Source organism: Bradyrhizobium sp. Kon58, assembly GCF_055807455.1.
Genome location: NZ_JBVVOT010000037.1, coordinates 49,381 through 63,591 on the forward strand (window position 1 = coordinate 49,381; position 14,211 = coordinate 63,591).

At 64.3% G+C, this 14,211-nt stretch carries 18 protein-coding genes; 5 read left to right on the forward strand and 13 right to left on the reverse strand.

The window, feature by feature from the left end; genetic code table 11:
- The first annotated feature begins 106 nt into the window (after positions 1 to 106).
- Both AC0L20_RS35245 and AC0L20_RS35250 read left to right on the forward strand, forming a co-directional pair.
- The gene (locus tag AC0L20_RS35245) at positions 107 to 880 is read left to right on the forward strand and encodes a polysaccharide deacetylase family protein (protein WP_473295018.1); all 774 of its coding nucleotides are present in this window, start codon (positions 107 to 109) and stop codon (positions 878 to 880) included.
- 191 nt (positions 881 to 1,071) lie between these two features.
- On the forward strand, positions 1,072 to 2,376 hold the full coding sequence (locus tag AC0L20_RS35250) for a polysaccharide deacetylase family protein (RefSeq protein ID WP_473295019.1): 1,305 nt from the start codon (positions 1,072 to 1,074) through the stop codon (positions 2,374 to 2,376).
- Positions 2,377 to 2,379: 3 nt separating this feature from the next.
- Here the strand turns inward: AC0L20_RS35250 and AC0L20_RS35255 are convergent, their stop codons facing one another.
- Positions 2,380 to 2,754 carry a hypothetical protein gene (locus AC0L20_RS35255; protein WP_456769543.1) on the reverse strand — a complete coding sequence of 125 codons (375 nt, stop codon included), beginning with the start codon at positions 2,752 to 2,754 and terminating at the stop codon, positions 2,380 to 2,382.
- 287 nt (positions 2,755 to 3,041) lie between these two features.
- On the opposite strand from AC0L20_RS35255, the gene AC0L20_RS35260 reads away from it, so the two are divergent.
- Positions 3,042 to 3,299, forward strand: coding sequence for a hypothetical protein (locus tag AC0L20_RS35260; protein WP_007603214.1), 258 nt, complete (start codon positions 3,042 to 3,044; stop codon positions 3,297 to 3,299).
- 21 nt (positions 3,300 to 3,320) lie between these two features.
- Here AC0L20_RS35260 and AC0L20_RS35265 read toward each other — a convergent pair whose 3' ends face one another.
- The 7 genes from AC0L20_RS35265 to AC0L20_RS35295 form a co-directional block, all read right to left on the reverse strand.
- Positions 3,321 to 3,509: a hypothetical protein gene (locus AC0L20_RS35265; RefSeq protein WP_247286900.1), complete on the reverse strand. Its 189-nt coding sequence runs from the start codon at positions 3,507 to 3,509 to the stop codon at positions 3,321 to 3,323.
- Positions 3,510 to 3,519: 10 nt separating this feature from the next.
- Positions 3,520 to 3,849 carry a four-helix bundle copper-binding protein gene (locus tag AC0L20_RS35270; RefSeq protein ID WP_473295020.1) on the reverse strand — a complete coding sequence of 110 codons (330 nt, stop codon included), beginning with the start codon at positions 3,847 to 3,849 and terminating at the stop codon, positions 3,520 to 3,522.
- A gap of 101 nt (positions 3,850 to 3,950) precedes the next feature.
- Positions 3,951 to 4,895, reverse strand: coding sequence for a cation diffusion facilitator family transporter (locus AC0L20_RS35275; RefSeq protein ID WP_473295021.1), 945 nt, complete (start codon positions 4,893 to 4,895; stop codon positions 3,951 to 3,953).
- 18 nt (positions 4,896 to 4,913) lie between these two features.
- Positions 4,914 to 5,819 carry an NAD(P)/FAD-dependent oxidoreductase gene (locus AC0L20_RS35280; protein WP_473295022.1) on the reverse strand — a complete coding sequence of 302 codons (906 nt, stop codon included), beginning with the start codon at positions 5,817 to 5,819 and terminating at the stop codon, positions 4,914 to 4,916.
- On the reverse strand, positions 5,816 to 6,892 hold the full coding sequence (locus AC0L20_RS35285) for a flavodoxin family protein (RefSeq protein WP_473295023.1): 1,077 nt from the start codon (positions 6,890 to 6,892) through the stop codon (positions 5,816 to 5,818). Before AC0L20_RS35285 ends, AC0L20_RS35280 begins: the two co-directional genes overlap by 4 nt.
- An 80-nt stretch (positions 6,893 to 6,972) precedes the next feature.
- The gene (locus AC0L20_RS35290) at positions 6,973 to 7,173 is read right to left on the reverse strand and encodes a hypothetical protein (protein WP_026232903.1); all 201 of its coding nucleotides are present in this window, start codon (positions 7,171 to 7,173) and stop codon (positions 6,973 to 6,975) included.
- 2 nt (positions 7,174 to 7,175) lie between these two features.
- Entirely contained in the window at positions 7,176 to 7,382 is a 207-nt protein-coding gene (locus AC0L20_RS35295; RefSeq protein ID WP_456769539.1) for a hypothetical protein, read from the reverse strand.
- A 308-nt stretch (positions 7,383 to 7,690) separates the two neighbouring features.
- Between AC0L20_RS35295 and AC0L20_RS35300 the strand changes: the two genes are divergently transcribed.
- Positions 7,691 to 7,975 (forward strand): hypothetical protein, encoded by a 285-nt coding sequence (locus AC0L20_RS35300; protein ID WP_007611375.1) that lies wholly within the window; start codon positions 7,691 to 7,693, stop codon positions 7,973 to 7,975.
- A 46-nt stretch (positions 7,976 to 8,021) separates the two neighbouring features.
- Here the strand turns inward: AC0L20_RS35300 and AC0L20_RS35305 are convergent, their stop codons facing one another.
- The 5 genes from AC0L20_RS35305 to AC0L20_RS35325 all read right to left on the reverse strand — a co-directional run bounded on the left by AC0L20_RS35305 (position 8,022) and on the right by AC0L20_RS35325 (position 13,757).
- Positions 8,022 to 8,234 (reverse strand): hypothetical protein, encoded by a 213-nt coding sequence (locus tag AC0L20_RS35305; RefSeq protein WP_456769538.1) that lies wholly within the window; start codon positions 8,232 to 8,234, stop codon positions 8,022 to 8,024.
- A 138-nt stretch (positions 8,235 to 8,372) separates the two neighbouring features.
- Complete coding sequence (locus AC0L20_RS35310) at positions 8,373 to 9,119, reverse strand: Crp/Fnr family transcriptional regulator (protein ID WP_473295024.1); 747 nt, start codon at positions 9,117 to 9,119, stop codon at positions 8,373 to 8,375.
- Positions 9,119 to 12,286: a CheR family methyltransferase gene (locus tag AC0L20_RS35315; protein WP_473295026.1), complete on the reverse strand. Its 3,168-nt coding sequence runs from the start codon at positions 12,284 to 12,286 to the stop codon at positions 9,119 to 9,121. Before AC0L20_RS35315 ends, AC0L20_RS35310 begins: the two co-directional genes overlap by 1 nt.
- Positions 12,287 to 12,474: 188 nt before the next feature.
- Positions 12,475 to 12,741 (reverse strand): hypothetical protein, encoded by a 267-nt coding sequence (locus AC0L20_RS35320; protein WP_456769535.1) that lies wholly within the window; start codon positions 12,739 to 12,741, stop codon positions 12,475 to 12,477.
- Between the two features lie 8 nt (positions 12,742 to 12,749).
- On the reverse strand, positions 12,750 to 13,757 hold the full coding sequence (locus AC0L20_RS35325; protein WP_473295027.1) for a chemotaxis protein CheB: 1,008 nt from the start codon (positions 13,755 to 13,757) through the stop codon (positions 12,750 to 12,752).
- Between the two features lie 82 nt (positions 13,758 to 13,839).
- Here AC0L20_RS35325 and AC0L20_RS35330 point away from each other — a divergent pair.
- On the forward strand, positions 13,840 to 14,211 hold a 372-nt coding region (locus tag AC0L20_RS35330), incomplete at its 3' end, for a response regulator (RefSeq protein WP_473295028.1).

Below are 14,211 nucleotides of genomic sequence, written 5' to 3' on the forward strand. Positions count from 1 at the left end.
GCCGTCCGACAGGTTGGAACGAGTGGTCTGAGCTGTTGGTTCAGGCAATACCCACAAGGCAACTCCGAGCGCAATGACAAAGATGCTTCGACTGAGGCGGACCTCGATGGCGGCAGGCGCAGCCCTCGCGGCCCTCACCGGCATCGCCTCGACTGAAGCCGCCGAGTGCCCGCGCAAGGACGCGCTCGGCACCTCCCGCATTCTGAGCGTCGATGCCAAGACCACGCCGCGCGTGGGTCTGAAGAGCTTTCCGCAGACGTTGGCCCTCGCCGATCACGAGGTCGTGCTGACCTTCGACGACGGACCGTATCCACCGACGACCTCGAAGGTATTGGCGGCGCTGGCCCAGGAATGCGTGCGCGCGACCTTCTTCCTGATCGGCCTCCACGCCTCCGAACATCCTGACATGGTCAAGCGCATCGCGCGCGAGGGCCACAGCATCGGCCATCACACCTTCTCGCATCCGTTCATGGCGCGGATCCCGCTCGAAAAAGCAAAGAACGAGATCGACCGCGGCATTGCCGCCGACGAAATGGCGCTGCACGGCACGCCGACGACGACACCCTCGACGCCGTTCTTCCGGTTTCCCTATTTCGAAGCCACGCAAGCCGAGCTCGACCTGCTGCACTCCCGCGGCATCGTCGTGTTCGGGGCTGACCTGTGGGCCAGCGACTGGAACGAGATGACGCCGGAGCAGGAATTGAAGCTCGTCACCGAGCGCCTCGCCGCCGCCGGCAAAGGGATCATTCTGTTCCACGATCCCAAGGCGCGCACGGCCGCGATCATGCCGGCCTTCCTGCGGTATCTGAGGGAGAACGGCTATCGGGTGGTTCACGTCGTACCGGCGGGCACATCACAGAAGAGTGCCGACGCGCATTGATGCCGGAATGTCACGCCGGCGCAAAATGGGGTGATTTGGGCCCTATTAACAGTCTGTTCATGCTACGCCATGCAAGTATTGAGGGGACTTGCAATGGCAAAGGCTCGGGGTAAGCGTTCTTGCGCCTGAACCGTTTGCTGATGTCTCCGACCTACTATGGCGGCAATCGCGTAAGAGGGCAGACGGGGTTCATGATCGGAAGTAGCGTTGTTGCTCGGACGCGATCGTGGATCGTCCTTTGCTTTGGCGGATTCCTCGGCGGATTTTTGGGTGTCCTGACCATCGGCTCGCCGGCCATTGCGGCCGACTGCCCCGGCCATCCGGACGCACTCGGGACCTCCCGCACGCTCGTGGTCGACCCGCACGAGCATCCCCGCATCGGCACCATGCAGTACCGCGAGACACTGCCGCTGAAGGACCATGAAGTCGTCCTGACCTTCGACGACGGTCCGTTGCCGAAATATTCCAACCAGGTGCTGCAGATCCTCGCCGACGAGTGCATCAAGGCGACCTTCTTCATCATTGGCGAACAGGCCAAGGCGAACCCGGAAGGCGTGCGCAAGCTGGTCGCAGCGGGCCACACCGTCGGCACCCACAGCATGAACCATCCGCTCACAATGGACCGGATGCCGCTCGACAAGGCCGAGGCGCAGATCAATGGCGGCATCGAGTGGACATCGGCCGCAATGACCGATCCGTCCAAGCTCGCGCCGTTCTTCCGCATTCCCGGCCTGATGCGCGCCGACGGCGTCGAGAACGTTCTGATCTCGCGCGGGATCCAGGTCTGGAGCGCCGATTTCCCGGCCGACGACTGGCGCCATGTGTCGTCCGATCGCGTCTATCAGCTCGCGATCCAGCGGCTTGAGGCCAAGGGCAAGGGCATCCTGCTGCTGCACGACATCCAGGCCCGCACGGTGGCGGCGCTGCCGAAGATCATCCGCGACCTCAAGGCGCGCGGCTATCGCATCGTGCACGTGGTGCCCGCGACCGCCGAGCAGCCGGCGACGCCGACAACGCCGGTGGAATGGCTGCTGCATCCGCCGACCGAGACCACACCGATCGCGCGCTGGCCGGCCGTGCCGAACTTCGTGTTCGCGCAGACCAAAACGCTTCCGGCGCCCTCGCTGGCCGACCTCAACGCGCAGACCGCGCACCAACCGCTGCTGCCGCGCAAGACCATGGCACTCGCCAATGTCGCGGCCACCCTGCCCGTGCCCGCCCGCGATCTCTTTGCGATCCCCGAGGGCTCGGTCGAGGTGCTGCTGTCGACGACTTTGTCGCGGCGCGCCGCGACGCGCCTGGCAATGGCGGCCGAGACGCCCCGTGCGGCCAAGGGCAAAGCCGGCAAGTCGCACGCGCCCCGCACCGCGCGCGCTGCTCATAGCACACCGAAGCATGCCGCAGAGACCGAGGGCACTGCCGCCAAAAGTACAGCGCCCAAGAGCACTGCGCCGCGCCCGACCCGTGTGGCGAGCCTGAAGAAGCGCGCGCAGTAGAGCTTACTGTCGCATGATGTTGGCGACGCAGAGCAAGACGATCAGCGCCAGGAAGAACAGGTCCATATAGGACTTGACCTCGCCGTCGCGCCGCAGCCGGGCGACGTCAACCACGACCTGCTTGCGCACACTCGTTCCGCCAGCGCCGTCATTGAGCGGGGCCTGAAGGCGCTTGGTCTCGGCTTCCAGCTTCTCGATCTTCTGGTAAAAGTAGAACGCCCGCAGCGTCGAAGCTGCGCGCATGCCGGTATAGACCAGCACCAGGATCGCGATAATCGCCCGGTTCTGGTACTTCTCCATGAAATTCAGGCTGAAATAGACCATCGCCATGAATGCGAAATTGGTCACGAAGCGATAGACGAAGCTTAAAAAGACCATGCGGGCTCAAGCCTTGAAGGGTGGCGCAACCGGACCGTGTTGCAAATGCGGGGATCAGGAGCCCAGACCGGAACAGCCGGCCTGAATGCCATGCAGGCCCGTCTACGCCAACTTTGTTTCAACAAAGATACTATTGCCCCTGCAATGCCGCCTTTTAGCCACGCCCGGCCATAATGCAAGCCGGAGCACGGCCGCCGGTCCGGTCCGCGTGCCGCCCGGCTGCAACGGCTCCTTGGAGATTTGGCGGAAGTCCCGATAGACTGGGCCGCCACATGTGGGGTCTGCCGATGCCGAAGAAGGGAATCACCGGCCACGACGACTGGGTTCTGACCGAGGCGCTGGCGACTGCGCTGGTCGCGCTGGAGCAGCTCGACACCAAGCACCAGCCGAGCGCGCATATGGACGACATCCGCAAGATGCTCTCGAACGGCAAGGAGCCGGCGGCGGTGAGCCTGCATCTCGCCCAGGCCAAATGCCGGCTGTTTCCCGACCTCGATCCGCTGGAGATCTACCGGGAATACGGCATCGGCGAAGAGTATGGCTGAGAGCGCCGTTGACGGCCGGACCTAAGGCCCGCCGGCGACCGATCCGGCGATCACCATGACCAGCGCGGCCAGGTCGATCTTGCCGTTGACGATCAGCTCCTCCGAGGCTTTCGCATCGTCCGCGCGTTCGACCTTCAGCGATTGCGGCCGGTTGGCCGCCTGCCGCTTCAGCTCCTCGACGATGGCTTCCGTGAGTTTCTCTTCCAGCATGGGCTTGTCCTCAGGCCGCCATCGCACGGCAGGATTGTGCGCAGGAGCGGCACATGGCGACGCACTCGTCCATGCCACCGACCCGCTCGCAATCCTCGGCGCATTCGCTGCAGATTTCCGCGCATTCGCCGCATGTGTGCCGGTGATGCGGCGTGTTGATCAGCATGAAATGCCCTGCCGTCCGGCACATTTCGGCGCACGCCATCATCAGGCGGAAATGCTTGGGCTCGACGTGCTTGCCGCCGGTCTCGAGGCAATGGTTCATCGCGGTGCCGAGGCAGGTCTGGTAGCAGCTCATGCAGAGCGCGATGCAGCGCGTCATGTCTTCGGATTGAGCCATCCGGTTTCTCCAATGCTCGCCCCCTGCACCGCTCAACCCGTGGGATGTTGTGATCGTTCCTGCTGTCGTGCCGATTGTGGCTTATGGGGAACCTCGCAAAGCTAGCCGTAACGCCTCGCGCGCACCGCCCGGTAGCGAGCATCGGTCTGCGGCTTGATGAACAGCGCCGCCACGCTTGGATGACGTTTGCGTATCTCGTTCTCGATCGCAACGACGCATCGCTCGATGTCGTCGGCGCGCTTGTCATCCGCAAATTCGATGCTGAGGGCCGCAACGATTTCGACCGGCGACAGCTGCACCGTCAGCAGGCCGTTGGCCCTGAGCACGCCGGGCGACCGCCTTGCGATGTCGAGGATCGATCGCGCAAGCTCCGGATCGGCAGGCTCGCCGATCAGCAGGCTCTTGCTCTCGCGCGCGAGACCGATCGACACGATCGCCAGCAATATCCCGATCAGGATCGAACCGATCCCGTCCCAGACCGGCTGGCTCAGCCATACGGCGGCCGCAGTGGCCGCCGCGGCAATGGCGATGCCGACCAGCGCCGCGCTGTCCTCGAGCAGCACCATGAATGCCGGAGGATCCTTGCTGCGAACGAAAGCCTGATAATACCCGAACCGCTGGCCGTCCGGGCTGAAGCGCCGCAGGGCAACCAGCCAGGAGCCGCCTTCAAACAGGAACGACAGCCCGAGCACCACGAAGCTGACGATCGGACTTTCGATCGGCTCGGGCGCGGCGACATGCAGAATGCCCTGATACAGCGAGACACCGGCGCCCAGCGCGAAGATCAGCAGCGCAACGATGAAGCTCCAGAAATACAGTTCGCGCCCATAGCCGAGCGGGTGGGATTCGTCGGGCGAACGGCTCGCGCGCCGGTAGCCGTAGAGCAACAGGATCTCGTTGGTCGTGTCGACGAGCGAATGCACCGCTTCGCTCGTCATCGCCGAACTTCCCGTCCAGGCGGCGGCGCCGATCTTCGTGACCGCGACCAGGACATTGCCGAAGAGCGCCGCATAGACCGCGGTCTTCGAGGATGATTCTGTTGCCAATGTCCGATACCCCGCTCCTCATGCCAGCCGCCGCGGCAGGCTGTTGTGGATCGTGCAGGCGGCGAGCGCGGCGTGGCCGAACGCGACCGAGATCTGGTGCAGGTCGGTGACGACGTCGCCGATGCCGTAGAGCCCGTCGACCGAGCTGCGCTGATGGTCGTCGACTTTCAGATGGCCGTCTTCGGTGTGTTCGGCCCCAAGCGTCATCGCGAGATGCGAGCGCACTTCCGCACCCATCACGGGATAGATCATGTCGAATTGCGCCGTGTGGCCGCCTGCGAAGACGGCCTCGACGCAGTGGTCTCTCCGCCTCAGGCGCAGGCCGGGCGCGACGACGATCTCGACACCCGCTTCATTGAGCTCCGGTGCCGCGGCCTTCCCGTCATCCTCACCCGTTGCCAGCAGCGTCACGTCGCGCGAGTAGCCGCGCATGAAGAGCGCCTTGCCGGCGGCGCGGTCAAGCGGACCGACGATGCCGATACGGCGGTCGATCGCCTCGTAGGCGTCGCAAACGGGGCAGTAGCGCAACAGCCCGTCTGCGACCGCCGCGCGCCATTCGTCGAAGGGCGGATGGGCGTCGACGATGCCGCTGGCAAGGATGACGGTAGAGGCCGTATGCGCGCCGCCGTTCCAGATCGCCTGAAAACCGTGATCGTGTCGCCGCAAGCCGGTGACCTCGGCATCAACGCGCGTGACCGCGAGCTCGCCCAGTTGCGCGGACATGCGCGCGAGCAGGTCGGTACCGGACAGGCCGTGGACGAAGCCCGGCACATTGTGACTGCGCGGGATCAGCGCCGCCCGGCTCGCGCCGGCGTCCACGACGCAGACGCGGCGCCGAAATCGCGCGAGGTAGATCGCAGCCATCAGCCCGGCCGGGCCGCCGCCGACGATCAGGCAATCATACGGCTGATCCTTCGTCGTCATTTGGGGTTTGGATCCGACAGGCCCGCACCGGGCGCGCGAAGCTGTCCGCTCCGCGCCAGGTGGACCGCGTTGCCGAGCGCGCGCGCGACGTTCTGCACCTCAGTCTGGAACGCCCTGTCGTCATCGAGGTCGCGGTGCGAGGTAGCGTATGGCTCCATGTAGCCGACATAGCCATCGAGCTCGGCGAAGCGGCCCGCCGAGATCAGCTGCATGTCGGTCAACCAATCCGACAAGGCCCGGCGCACGCCCTCGGCACCGACCGCATCGCCGTGAACGACGAGACCGAAATGACGGCCGGCGAGATGGCGCGGATAAGACCAGCCCTTCAGCTCCAGCGCCTTGGCTTCGTCCGCCTTCTTGCCGTGAGTCGAGGTCGGATCGGGATTGCCGCCGTCGGCGCAGACCATGCGATCCATCATCGCCTTCAGTCCGGCGGGCACGTGATACCAGTTCACCGGCGTCACGATCAGGATGCCGTGCGCGGCGACCCACAGCGGATAGATATCGTTCATCCAGTCGTCGGTCTGCCCCAGCGAATAGTTCGGATAGCAGCTGCACGGCCAATGGCAGAGCGGCATCGCGGTTCCGACGCAGGATTTGCAGGGATGGATCGTCTTGCCGAACTCCGAAGCCAGGCGCGACAGATCGAGGATGTCGACGGCAAAGCCAAGCTCGGCAAAGACCGGCTTGGCGAGTTCGACCAGTCGCCAGGTCTTGGACATCTCGCCGGGACAGGTGTGCTCGCTGCGGGCCGAGCCGTTGATGATGAGGATGCGCGGCGTCTCGTCCGCGTCATCATGGCGCCGCTGCGCCGCCAGGATCTTCGCGCGCGCATCGAGCCAGTCGATGGCGATGTCGTAGTCGGGATCGGAGAATCCCGCGCCCGCCTTTCGCGTCAGCGGGGCCTTGCGTGAATTGCTGTAGGCATCCCAGGCCGCACCGACGATGGCGTCGAGCTCGCGCTGGAGCGGTGCAAAGGCGGGATCGACGAACCGGCTCCGGTAGCGGCGCTCGAAGGCCTCGCGCGAGAGCTTGACGGGCGGCATCCCCTTGCGAATGTCGGCTTCCGTCATGCTGGCTCCTCGCGAGGTCGGTACAGTCCGACCAACCCGGGGCGCCGCGCGCGGTTCCTTCTCGCTCTCGTCTCCCTGCTCTACTGGCGGACAACTTCCGGAGGCACATCGAACTGCGCGATGCGCTGGTCCAGCCGCCACAATTCGATGCGGTGCACCAGCACGAGCGAGGCGGCCTCGCGCTTGGCCTGCTCATCATCGTCGCAGACCAGGTTGATGCAACCAAACACATGCCCGTCCGGATCGATCTGGAACGCGCGGTAGTGCTTGATGCTCCGCATCGTCATCCTCCCCGTCTCGGGTAGACGGGTTCGCTCAGCCAGTCCGTCAAATTCGAGGTCACCTCGTTCTGCATGGCGCGCTGAAGCAGCATGTCGCGCTCCTTGCCGGGCGGCAGGCTGCGCGCACGCTCGCGAGCGGTTTGGGCGAATGCCGCCAACCGCTCCTGGAGCGATTGGGTCTGTTTCCTGCGGTTGCGTTTCGCGGTCATTGTACTTTCACAAAGCCCTTCAGATGGAAGGAATTGGGATGGGAGGAATTGGCCCCGGCGGGAGGTCGGCGCCGGGGCCAGAGTTTCGTGCCGGTTGGGGCGGCCCAGCCCGGCAGTGTTGGCAGCTTCGGCCGCAACCGCAGGTTCCGGCATTTCAATAAGTTAACGGTGCGTGATTTTGCCGGTGCGAAACGAAACGACCTAGCAGCGACGGTGCGCGCATTCCCTCGCGCGCCGGCGCAGCTTCGACTACGCCGGAACCGAAATGCTGATTCGCTGATTGATGAAGGACTTGAAGGAGGATCATCATGGCGAAAGCAGCATGGAAACGGCCGGGTTCACCGATCGGCCGCAAAGGCCCGCGCAAGGCTAATCCCGCGTACAAGCGCCGGGCGCGCGAACGGTGGACACCGGCTGACGTGAGCAAGCTGAAGCAGCTCGCGAAAGGAAACACGCCCACGGGCGTCATGAGCATCAAGCTGCAGCGCCCGGTCGCGGCCATTCGCAGCAAGGCGCAGCGCGAAGGCATTTCGCTGAAGCCCGTCAACCGCTCGCCTTACAACAGGCGATCCAAAGCAGCGAAGCGGCGTTAAGTGGGACGCCCATCCCGGCGCATGCTGCACGTTGGTGTCGTCGGCTCTAGTCCGGCGGCACGCGGTGTCTGAGACCCTGCTCTTCCCGGTCGTCGCGAAGGGCCTTGAGCTCCGAGCGCAGCATCGCGCTTTCCATCACCACACGGCGCACCTCGCGCGTGGCGTCATCAAGCTGATCCGCGACCGCTCTGCGCTGCGCCCGGAGGGCGCGGCTTGCTTCGATCGCGCGCTCAGCGCGGGCAAGCAGGACGTCGTTCATGGAGCGATGATAGAAGATTCGGGACGAAACTGCCTTTACGTAAGTTACGTCGATTACTCAAAACCAGCCATCCGCTCAAAAAACATTCGCGAACGCTAACCTGGATCAAGTACGACGTTCCCCACGCCGAGCAAACGCTTAGCTCCGTCGATAGAGTTGCAGATAGCTCGGCGAGAACAGCGCCGCATCCTTGAGCGCATCGAGATCGGTGATGGTCAGCGTGCGATCGCGCAGCACGATCAGGCCGGAGGCACGCAGCTCCTGAACCGTGCGGTTGAGATGGACCACCGACAGGCCGGTGGCGTCCGCAAGATCCATTTGCGTCACCGGCATCACGCAGGAATTGCCCTCGACCATGCCGACGGGGCGCAACCGCTCGATGATCTCGCAGAACAGATGGGCCACGCGTTCAAAGGCGACCCGGCGGCCGAGATTGATGGCCCATTCGCGCTGGATCGCGTTGTTGACGAGCGTCTCGCACAAGAAAGCTTCCGCCAGCGAGTGGTCGGCAGCCACCAGACTCTCGAACCGCGCGCGCTTGATTTCGGTGTAGACGACCGGCGTCATCGCCGCGATGGAATGATCCATCACCGAGAGCAGGAACGCGTGCGCGTCGCAACTCTCGCCGGGAAAAAGGAAATTGACGATCTGGCGTCGGCCGTCCTCGAGCGTCTTGTAACGGCAGAGCCAGCCCGACAAGACCAGGCGGACGCTGTCGACCGGATCGCCCTCCGAGATCAGATCCTCGCCCGACCCTGCGCGCTGGAGTCCCTCGAGCATTGCGTATTCGAGCGAGGTGCGGGCCTCCGTCGACAACGGCCTCAGCACGTTCAGCCGGCGAATGACCGGGTCCACCTGGCTGCGATCTAGCGTTGACAAGGGCATCAGTTGGCCACCGCCGGTGTATGAAACGCTCGCTTGCTGAGAGGAATGGTGATCGTGCATTCCAATCCCCTGGGATTGAACGCCATCGTGGTCTGCCCCTTGAACTCGAACGCGAGTGTGCGCTCCAGGAGCTCGGTCCCAAATCCTTTATGCGGCGGCGGCGCAACCGGCGGCCCGCCGCGCTCCCGCCACTCGAACACCAGCTCCGCCGGGTCGGTGCCCTGCTCGAGGCGCCAGGAAATCTCGATGCGACCTGTCGGCCGGCTCAGGGCGCCGTATTTCAGCGCGTTGGTTGCGAGCTCGTGAATGGCAAGCGCAAAGGTTTCCGCGGCCTTCGAATGGAAACGCACCGTGGGGCCGCTGACACGTACCTGCTCGCCTTCCCTGGCATTATAGGCCAGCAGCTCCTCGACGGCGAGATATTCGAGATCCACGCCGCCTTCGGGATCGCGGGTCACCAGCGCCTGGGTACGGGCGAAAGCGTTGAGCCGGCCGTCGAGATGGGAGGCAAACTCCTCCACCGTCGAGCTCGTATCGGCCGTGCGACGGGCGATCGAGCGCACCACGCCGAGCGTGTTACGAACCCGATGCTGGAGTTCGGCCAGCAGCAGGCGCTGCCGCTCCTCGGCGCGGGTAATGGCAGTGATGTCGACGAACGTGATCACGACGCCGGCGATGAAGTTGTCGATGCTGCGATAGGGCAGAATGCGCACGATGTAGCGCGTGCCGCTGTCCGGCGCCCTCAGCTCGCGCTCGGCGATAACGAGCGTCCGCAGCACGCCGCGAATGTCGTCATAGAGGTCCTCGATCGGGATGCGCGCCTTGATGTGCGCGATGGGGCGGCCTCTGTCGGTTTCGACGAGATGCAGGACCTGTGTAATCGCCGGCGTGAAGTTCATCACGCGCAAATCGTTGTCGAGGAACACGGTCGCGATCTGCGTGCTCTCCAGGAAGTTCTCGAGGTCGCTGGTGGCGCGCGTCAATTCCTGGACGCGGTGAGCCAGCTCGCCGTTTACGGTGGTCAATTCCTCGTTGACCGACTGCAGTTCCTCGCGTGAGGTTTCGAGCTCTTCGTTCGCGGACTGAAGCTCTTCATTGAGCGACTGATATTCCTCGTTCGAGGATTTCAGCTCCTCGTTGGTGCTTTCGAGCTCTTCGATGGTTGCCTGAAGGCGCTCCCGCGTCGCCCGCAACTCGCCTTCGATACGCTCGACATGCTCGGTCTGCACCAACGCATTGGGCTTGCCTGCGTCGGCATCGATGGCGCGCACCGGACCATCCTTGAACAGGACGACAAAATTGCGATCGCCGCTGCCGCCCTCCTGGATCGGCTCCACCGTGATGTCGACGGGAATGTGCTGGCCGTTGGCGCCGAGCTGCACCTGCTCGGCATGGGCCGGCTCGTTGGTCTCTGACGCGCGGCTGAGCACTGCGCGCAGGTCGAGGCGGAGATCGCGGTGGACGAGTTGGAGCAGATCGAGGGTGGCGGCGCCCGCCGTCGGCTCGATGTAGCGGCCGGTGCGCCCGGAGAAGTGCAGGACCTGAAAGTTGCTGTCGGCGATGACATAAGCGGGCGCATAGCGCTCCGCGATCCGTTGCGCGCGGCGCTCCAGCCCGATGTCGGGGCGGAAGGAGCGCGCCGGCGCCACCTCGAGGTTTGCCCTCCCTGCGGAGGTCGTGATCGGAAATTCCGGCGGCAGCCGCGTTCCGGTCTCGAGCTTCTTGAAGATACGGGCGCGGCGGTCGATCGGCACAAACAGTTTTGGATGCCGCGTCACGTTCTCGGAATTGCCGAGGAACAGGAACCGATCCGGCAGAACCGCGAAGTGGAATAGCGGGATCACCCGGTTCTGCAATTCGGCATTCAGGTAGATCAGCAGGTTGCGGCAGGAGACGAGATCGAGCTTCGAGAACGGTGCGTCCTTGATGACATTGTGCTGCGAGAAGATGCACATCTCGCGCAGCTCCTTGACCACGCAATAGGTATCACCCTCGCGCACGAACCAGCGCGCCAGGCGCTCGCTGGTCATGTCCGCCTCGATCTTGGTGCGGTAGCGGCCGACGCGCGCGGTCGCCAGCGCCCGTCCGTCGATATCGGTCGCGAAGATCTGAACCTGCGGCGCGGAGTCCATTTTCGCCATGTGCTCGCGCAGGAGGATACCGATCGAATAGGCCTCCTCTCCGGTGGCGCAGCCGAGCACCCAGACCCGAACCTGCTGGCCGGCATCCTTGCCTTCGAAGAGCCTCGGGACGATCTGGCTCTCCAGCACGTCGAATTCGCGCTTATCGCGGAAGAATTCGGTGACGCCGATCAAGAGGTCGTTGAAGAGGTGCTGCGCCTCGTCCTCGTCGTTGCGCAGGAAATCGACATAAGCCGAAATCTCGGCGATCTGAACCACCTGCATCCGCCGCTGCACGCGACGCAGGAAGGTGTTCTGCTTGTAGCCGTGGAAATCATTGCCGGTCCTGCTGCGCAGGATGTCGGCGATGCGCGACAGCGAGGTCGCCGCAGCGGCGAGCACCTCGTCGAACCCCTGCTTCTCCTCCAGCCGGCGCAGATGACGGGCATAGACCTGGATGTGCTCGGCGATGTCTTCCGCGGTCAGCACGTAGTCGGCGATCGCGGCCGGCGTGTCGGCGTCCTTCAGATGATCCGCCTCGTCGCTCGCGCCTTTTTCTGCGATGGCAAGGCCACCGTGATCCTTCAGTGTCGCGGTACCCAGCGTGCCATCGCCGCCGATGCCGGACAGGATCACGCCGATCGACTGCTCGGCGCGTTCTTCCGCCAGCGACACCAGGAAGCTGTCGATCGTAGCCCGCTCCCCGGGCGCCTGCTCGGCCTCGCGGACCGCGAAGCGACCGTCCTGGATCGTCGTAATCATCGCCGGCGGGCACAGATAAATCGTGCCACCCTCGATGGTCTGGCCGTTACCGACGTCGGAAATCTTGCCACCGTGGGAATTTCGCACGATCTCGCGCAGCCGCGGCTCGTCGAGGGCCTCATGATGCTGGAACGCGAGCACGACGGCTTGGTCGGCGCTTATGGTCAGCCTGGAAAAGAACCGCTCGACACTATCCAGAGCTGTCGGCGCGGCGCCCACCCCGATGATCAGCGGAGACCTGGTCTGGCGCTCTCTTTCGACCGACTGGTCGCCGATTTCATGCATGGTCTCGGTAGCTCTCATTCATCGGCGTGAAGCGGGACGCCCGCTCGCGGCAATAGCAGAAATGATGTTATCCCAATAGGTGGAAGGCGGAAACGTCGCGCTGCGTTCCATACGGCGAACATCGTTGTCAATTGCCGACCAGAGATGTAGGAGCCCGCGATGGAGCTCGGGCGGCGGCTACCCCCGGATCACTCCGGACCGACTTGCTGCCGGAGATAGCTAATCCGCTGCTCGATCAGGATGCGGTGGCGGAGCCATTCCGTCAGGGTCTGCTTCAGCACCTCGACCAACCGCTCCGCCTGGCCTGCGTCGTGGCCACCGGCACTGAGTTCGCGGATCCGATCCTCCTGATCGCGGATGCGCTGGCAACCCTCCTCGATATCCCGATCAGCCTTTATCAGATGGCGGCGCTCGGTATCGAGCTGCTCGGTCCATTCGGCGAGGGAAATGGTCATGGCGACCCTCAAGCCTCCCGTTTGCGAACCGGAGGATCGAGCGATTTTAGCACGACACGCCGGATCATGTCGGCATATTCGCGATATTCGGCCGCGCGCGCCTGGTACATCTCGGCCACCGCAGGCCGGCCGTTGCGCCGGCCGTCGGCGGCCATGCGCTGCACCAGCTCGGCCCGCTCCTCTATAATGCGCAGTGCGACCCGCAGGGCTTCATCCACTTGCCCCTCCTGCTCTTTTGCGAGGACGTCGGCGGCAAAGGCGTGGCCGACCTGGCACCGGAAGCGCATCGGGTGCGATTCCTTCATCTCGGACAGGACGCCCCCGCAGGCGGGACAGGTCAGCGCAACCGGATCGGCCATCGAGACGAGACTGTCACTGCCGATCCGTTCGCCGGCCGCGATCTCGACCTCGAGCCGGATCTCCGGCGGGATCGGCAGCGCGGCACCCGCAACTTCCCTGGCGAGATCGGACAGAACGTCGCCCATTCCGACGCCGGGGACGCAAAGATCGATGATGCTCGCCTCCAGGGCGCTTCTTGGCATTTCATCGGCGATGGCGTCCGAGGGGTCCTGAACCACCGAAATCCCGCCGCAACGCTTGATGGCATTGAGACCGGCCGCACCGTCGGACAACAGGCCGCTGAGGAGCACACCGATGACGCGCGGGCCGTAATTGATGGCGGCCGAGCGGAACAAGGCGTCGATGGCCGGCCGGACCATGTTCTCGCGCGGACCGCGCCCGAGGAACAGGTGATCCCCGGACAGCAGCAGATGATGGTCCGGCGCGGCCAGATAAACTTGGCCCGGCTCGATCTTCATGCCGTTTTCGGCCTGCCGGACCGGGAGCGGCCCGGCGTGGCTGGCGACCGTCGAGAGAATGCCGATGCCCTGCGCCGGGATGTGCAGCACGATGAACACCGCCGCGGGCAGATCGGGCGGCAGCCGGCCCAGGATCTGCTTCAGCGGTGCGGTCGCGCCGGCCGAGCCACCTATGACGATGATGTCGCGGTTGCTCATGGAACCCACTTTCGGTTGTATCGTTATACCAAGGCGGGTGACCGCCCTATGTTCCTACGGAAGGTAAGGGATGGAAGGAACCATGGCGATTTCGCCTGGATCGTCAGGTCCACAGTCGCCGCTCAGCGGGCGGCGCATCTTCATTGTCGAGGACGAATATTTTCTCGCCGACGACATTGGCAAGGCATGTCAGGCGCTCGGTGCAGAGGTCGCGGGGCCAGTCGGTGATCTCGACGACGCACTCAGGATCCTGCACGACGGCGGAGTCCTGGATGCCGCCGTCCTCGACGTGAACATCCGCAGCGAGATGATCTTTCCTGTCGCACGCGAACTGAAGGCACGGAACATACCCTTCCTCTTCACGACCGGATACGACAAGGTCACGATCAGTCCGGAATTCCACGACGTGCTGATCCTGGAGAAACCGATCGATCTGCCGGCGATGGCCCACACG

What these genes read in the sequence shown, in the direction of transcription:
- AC0L20_RS35245 (WP_473295018.1), top strand. Translation starts at nt 107, where the DNA reads ATGGCGGCAGGCGCAGCCCTCGCGGCCCTCACCGGCATCGCCTCGACT.
- AC0L20_RS35250 (WP_473295019.1), top strand. Translation starts at nt 1,072, where the DNA reads ATGATCGGAAGTAGCGTTGTTGCTCGGACGCGATCGTGGATCGTCCTT.
- AC0L20_RS35255 (WP_456769543.1), bottom strand. Translation starts at nt 2,754, where the DNA reads ATGGTCTTTTTAAGCTTCGTCTATCGCTTCGTGACCAATTTCGCATTC.
- AC0L20_RS35260 (WP_007603214.1), top strand. Translation starts at nt 3,042, where the DNA reads ATGCCGAAGAAGGGAATCACCGGCCACGACGACTGGGTTCTGACCGAG.
- AC0L20_RS35265 (WP_247286900.1), bottom strand. Translation starts at nt 3,509, where the DNA reads ATGCTGGAAGAGAAACTCACGGAAGCCATCGTCGAGGAGCTGAAGCGG.
- AC0L20_RS35270 (WP_473295020.1), bottom strand. Translation starts at nt 3,849, where the DNA reads ATGGCTCAATCCGAAGACATGACGCGCTGCATCGCGCTCTGCATGAGC.
- AC0L20_RS35280 (WP_473295022.1), bottom strand. Translation starts at nt 5,819, where the DNA reads ATGACGACGAAGGATCAGCCGTATGATTGCCTGATCGTCGGCGGCGGC.
- AC0L20_RS35285 (WP_473295023.1), bottom strand. Translation starts at nt 6,892, where the DNA reads ATGACGGAAGCCGACATTCGCAAGGGGATGCCGCCCGTCAAGCTCTCG.
- AC0L20_RS35290 (WP_026232903.1), bottom strand. Translation starts at nt 7,173, where the DNA reads ATGCGGAGCATCAAGCACTACCGCGCGTTCCAGATCGATCCGGACGGG.
- AC0L20_RS35295 (WP_456769539.1), bottom strand. Translation starts at nt 7,382, where the DNA reads ATGACCGCGAAACGCAACCGCAGGAAACAGACCCAATCGCTCCAGGAG.
- AC0L20_RS35300 (WP_007611375.1), top strand. Translation starts at nt 7,691, where the DNA reads ATGGCGAAAGCAGCATGGAAACGGCCGGGTTCACCGATCGGCCGCAAA.
- AC0L20_RS35305 (WP_456769538.1), bottom strand. Translation starts at nt 8,234, where the DNA reads ATGAACGACGTCCTGCTTGCCCGCGCTGAGCGCGCGATCGAAGCAAGC.
- AC0L20_RS35310 (WP_473295024.1), bottom strand. Translation starts at nt 9,119, where the DNA reads ATGCCCTTGTCAACGCTAGATCGCAGCCAGGTGGACCCGGTCATTCGC.
- AC0L20_RS35315 (WP_473295026.1), bottom strand. Translation starts at nt 12,286, where the DNA reads ATGCATGAAATCGGCGACCAGTCGGTCGAAAGAGAGCGCCAGACCAGG.
- AC0L20_RS35320 (WP_456769535.1), bottom strand. Translation starts at nt 12,741, where the DNA reads ATGACCATTTCCCTCGCCGAATGGACCGAGCAGCTCGATACCGAGCGC.
- AC0L20_RS35325 (WP_473295027.1), bottom strand. Translation starts at nt 13,757, where the DNA reads ATGAGCAACCGCGACATCATCGTCATAGGTGGCTCGGCCGGCGCGACC.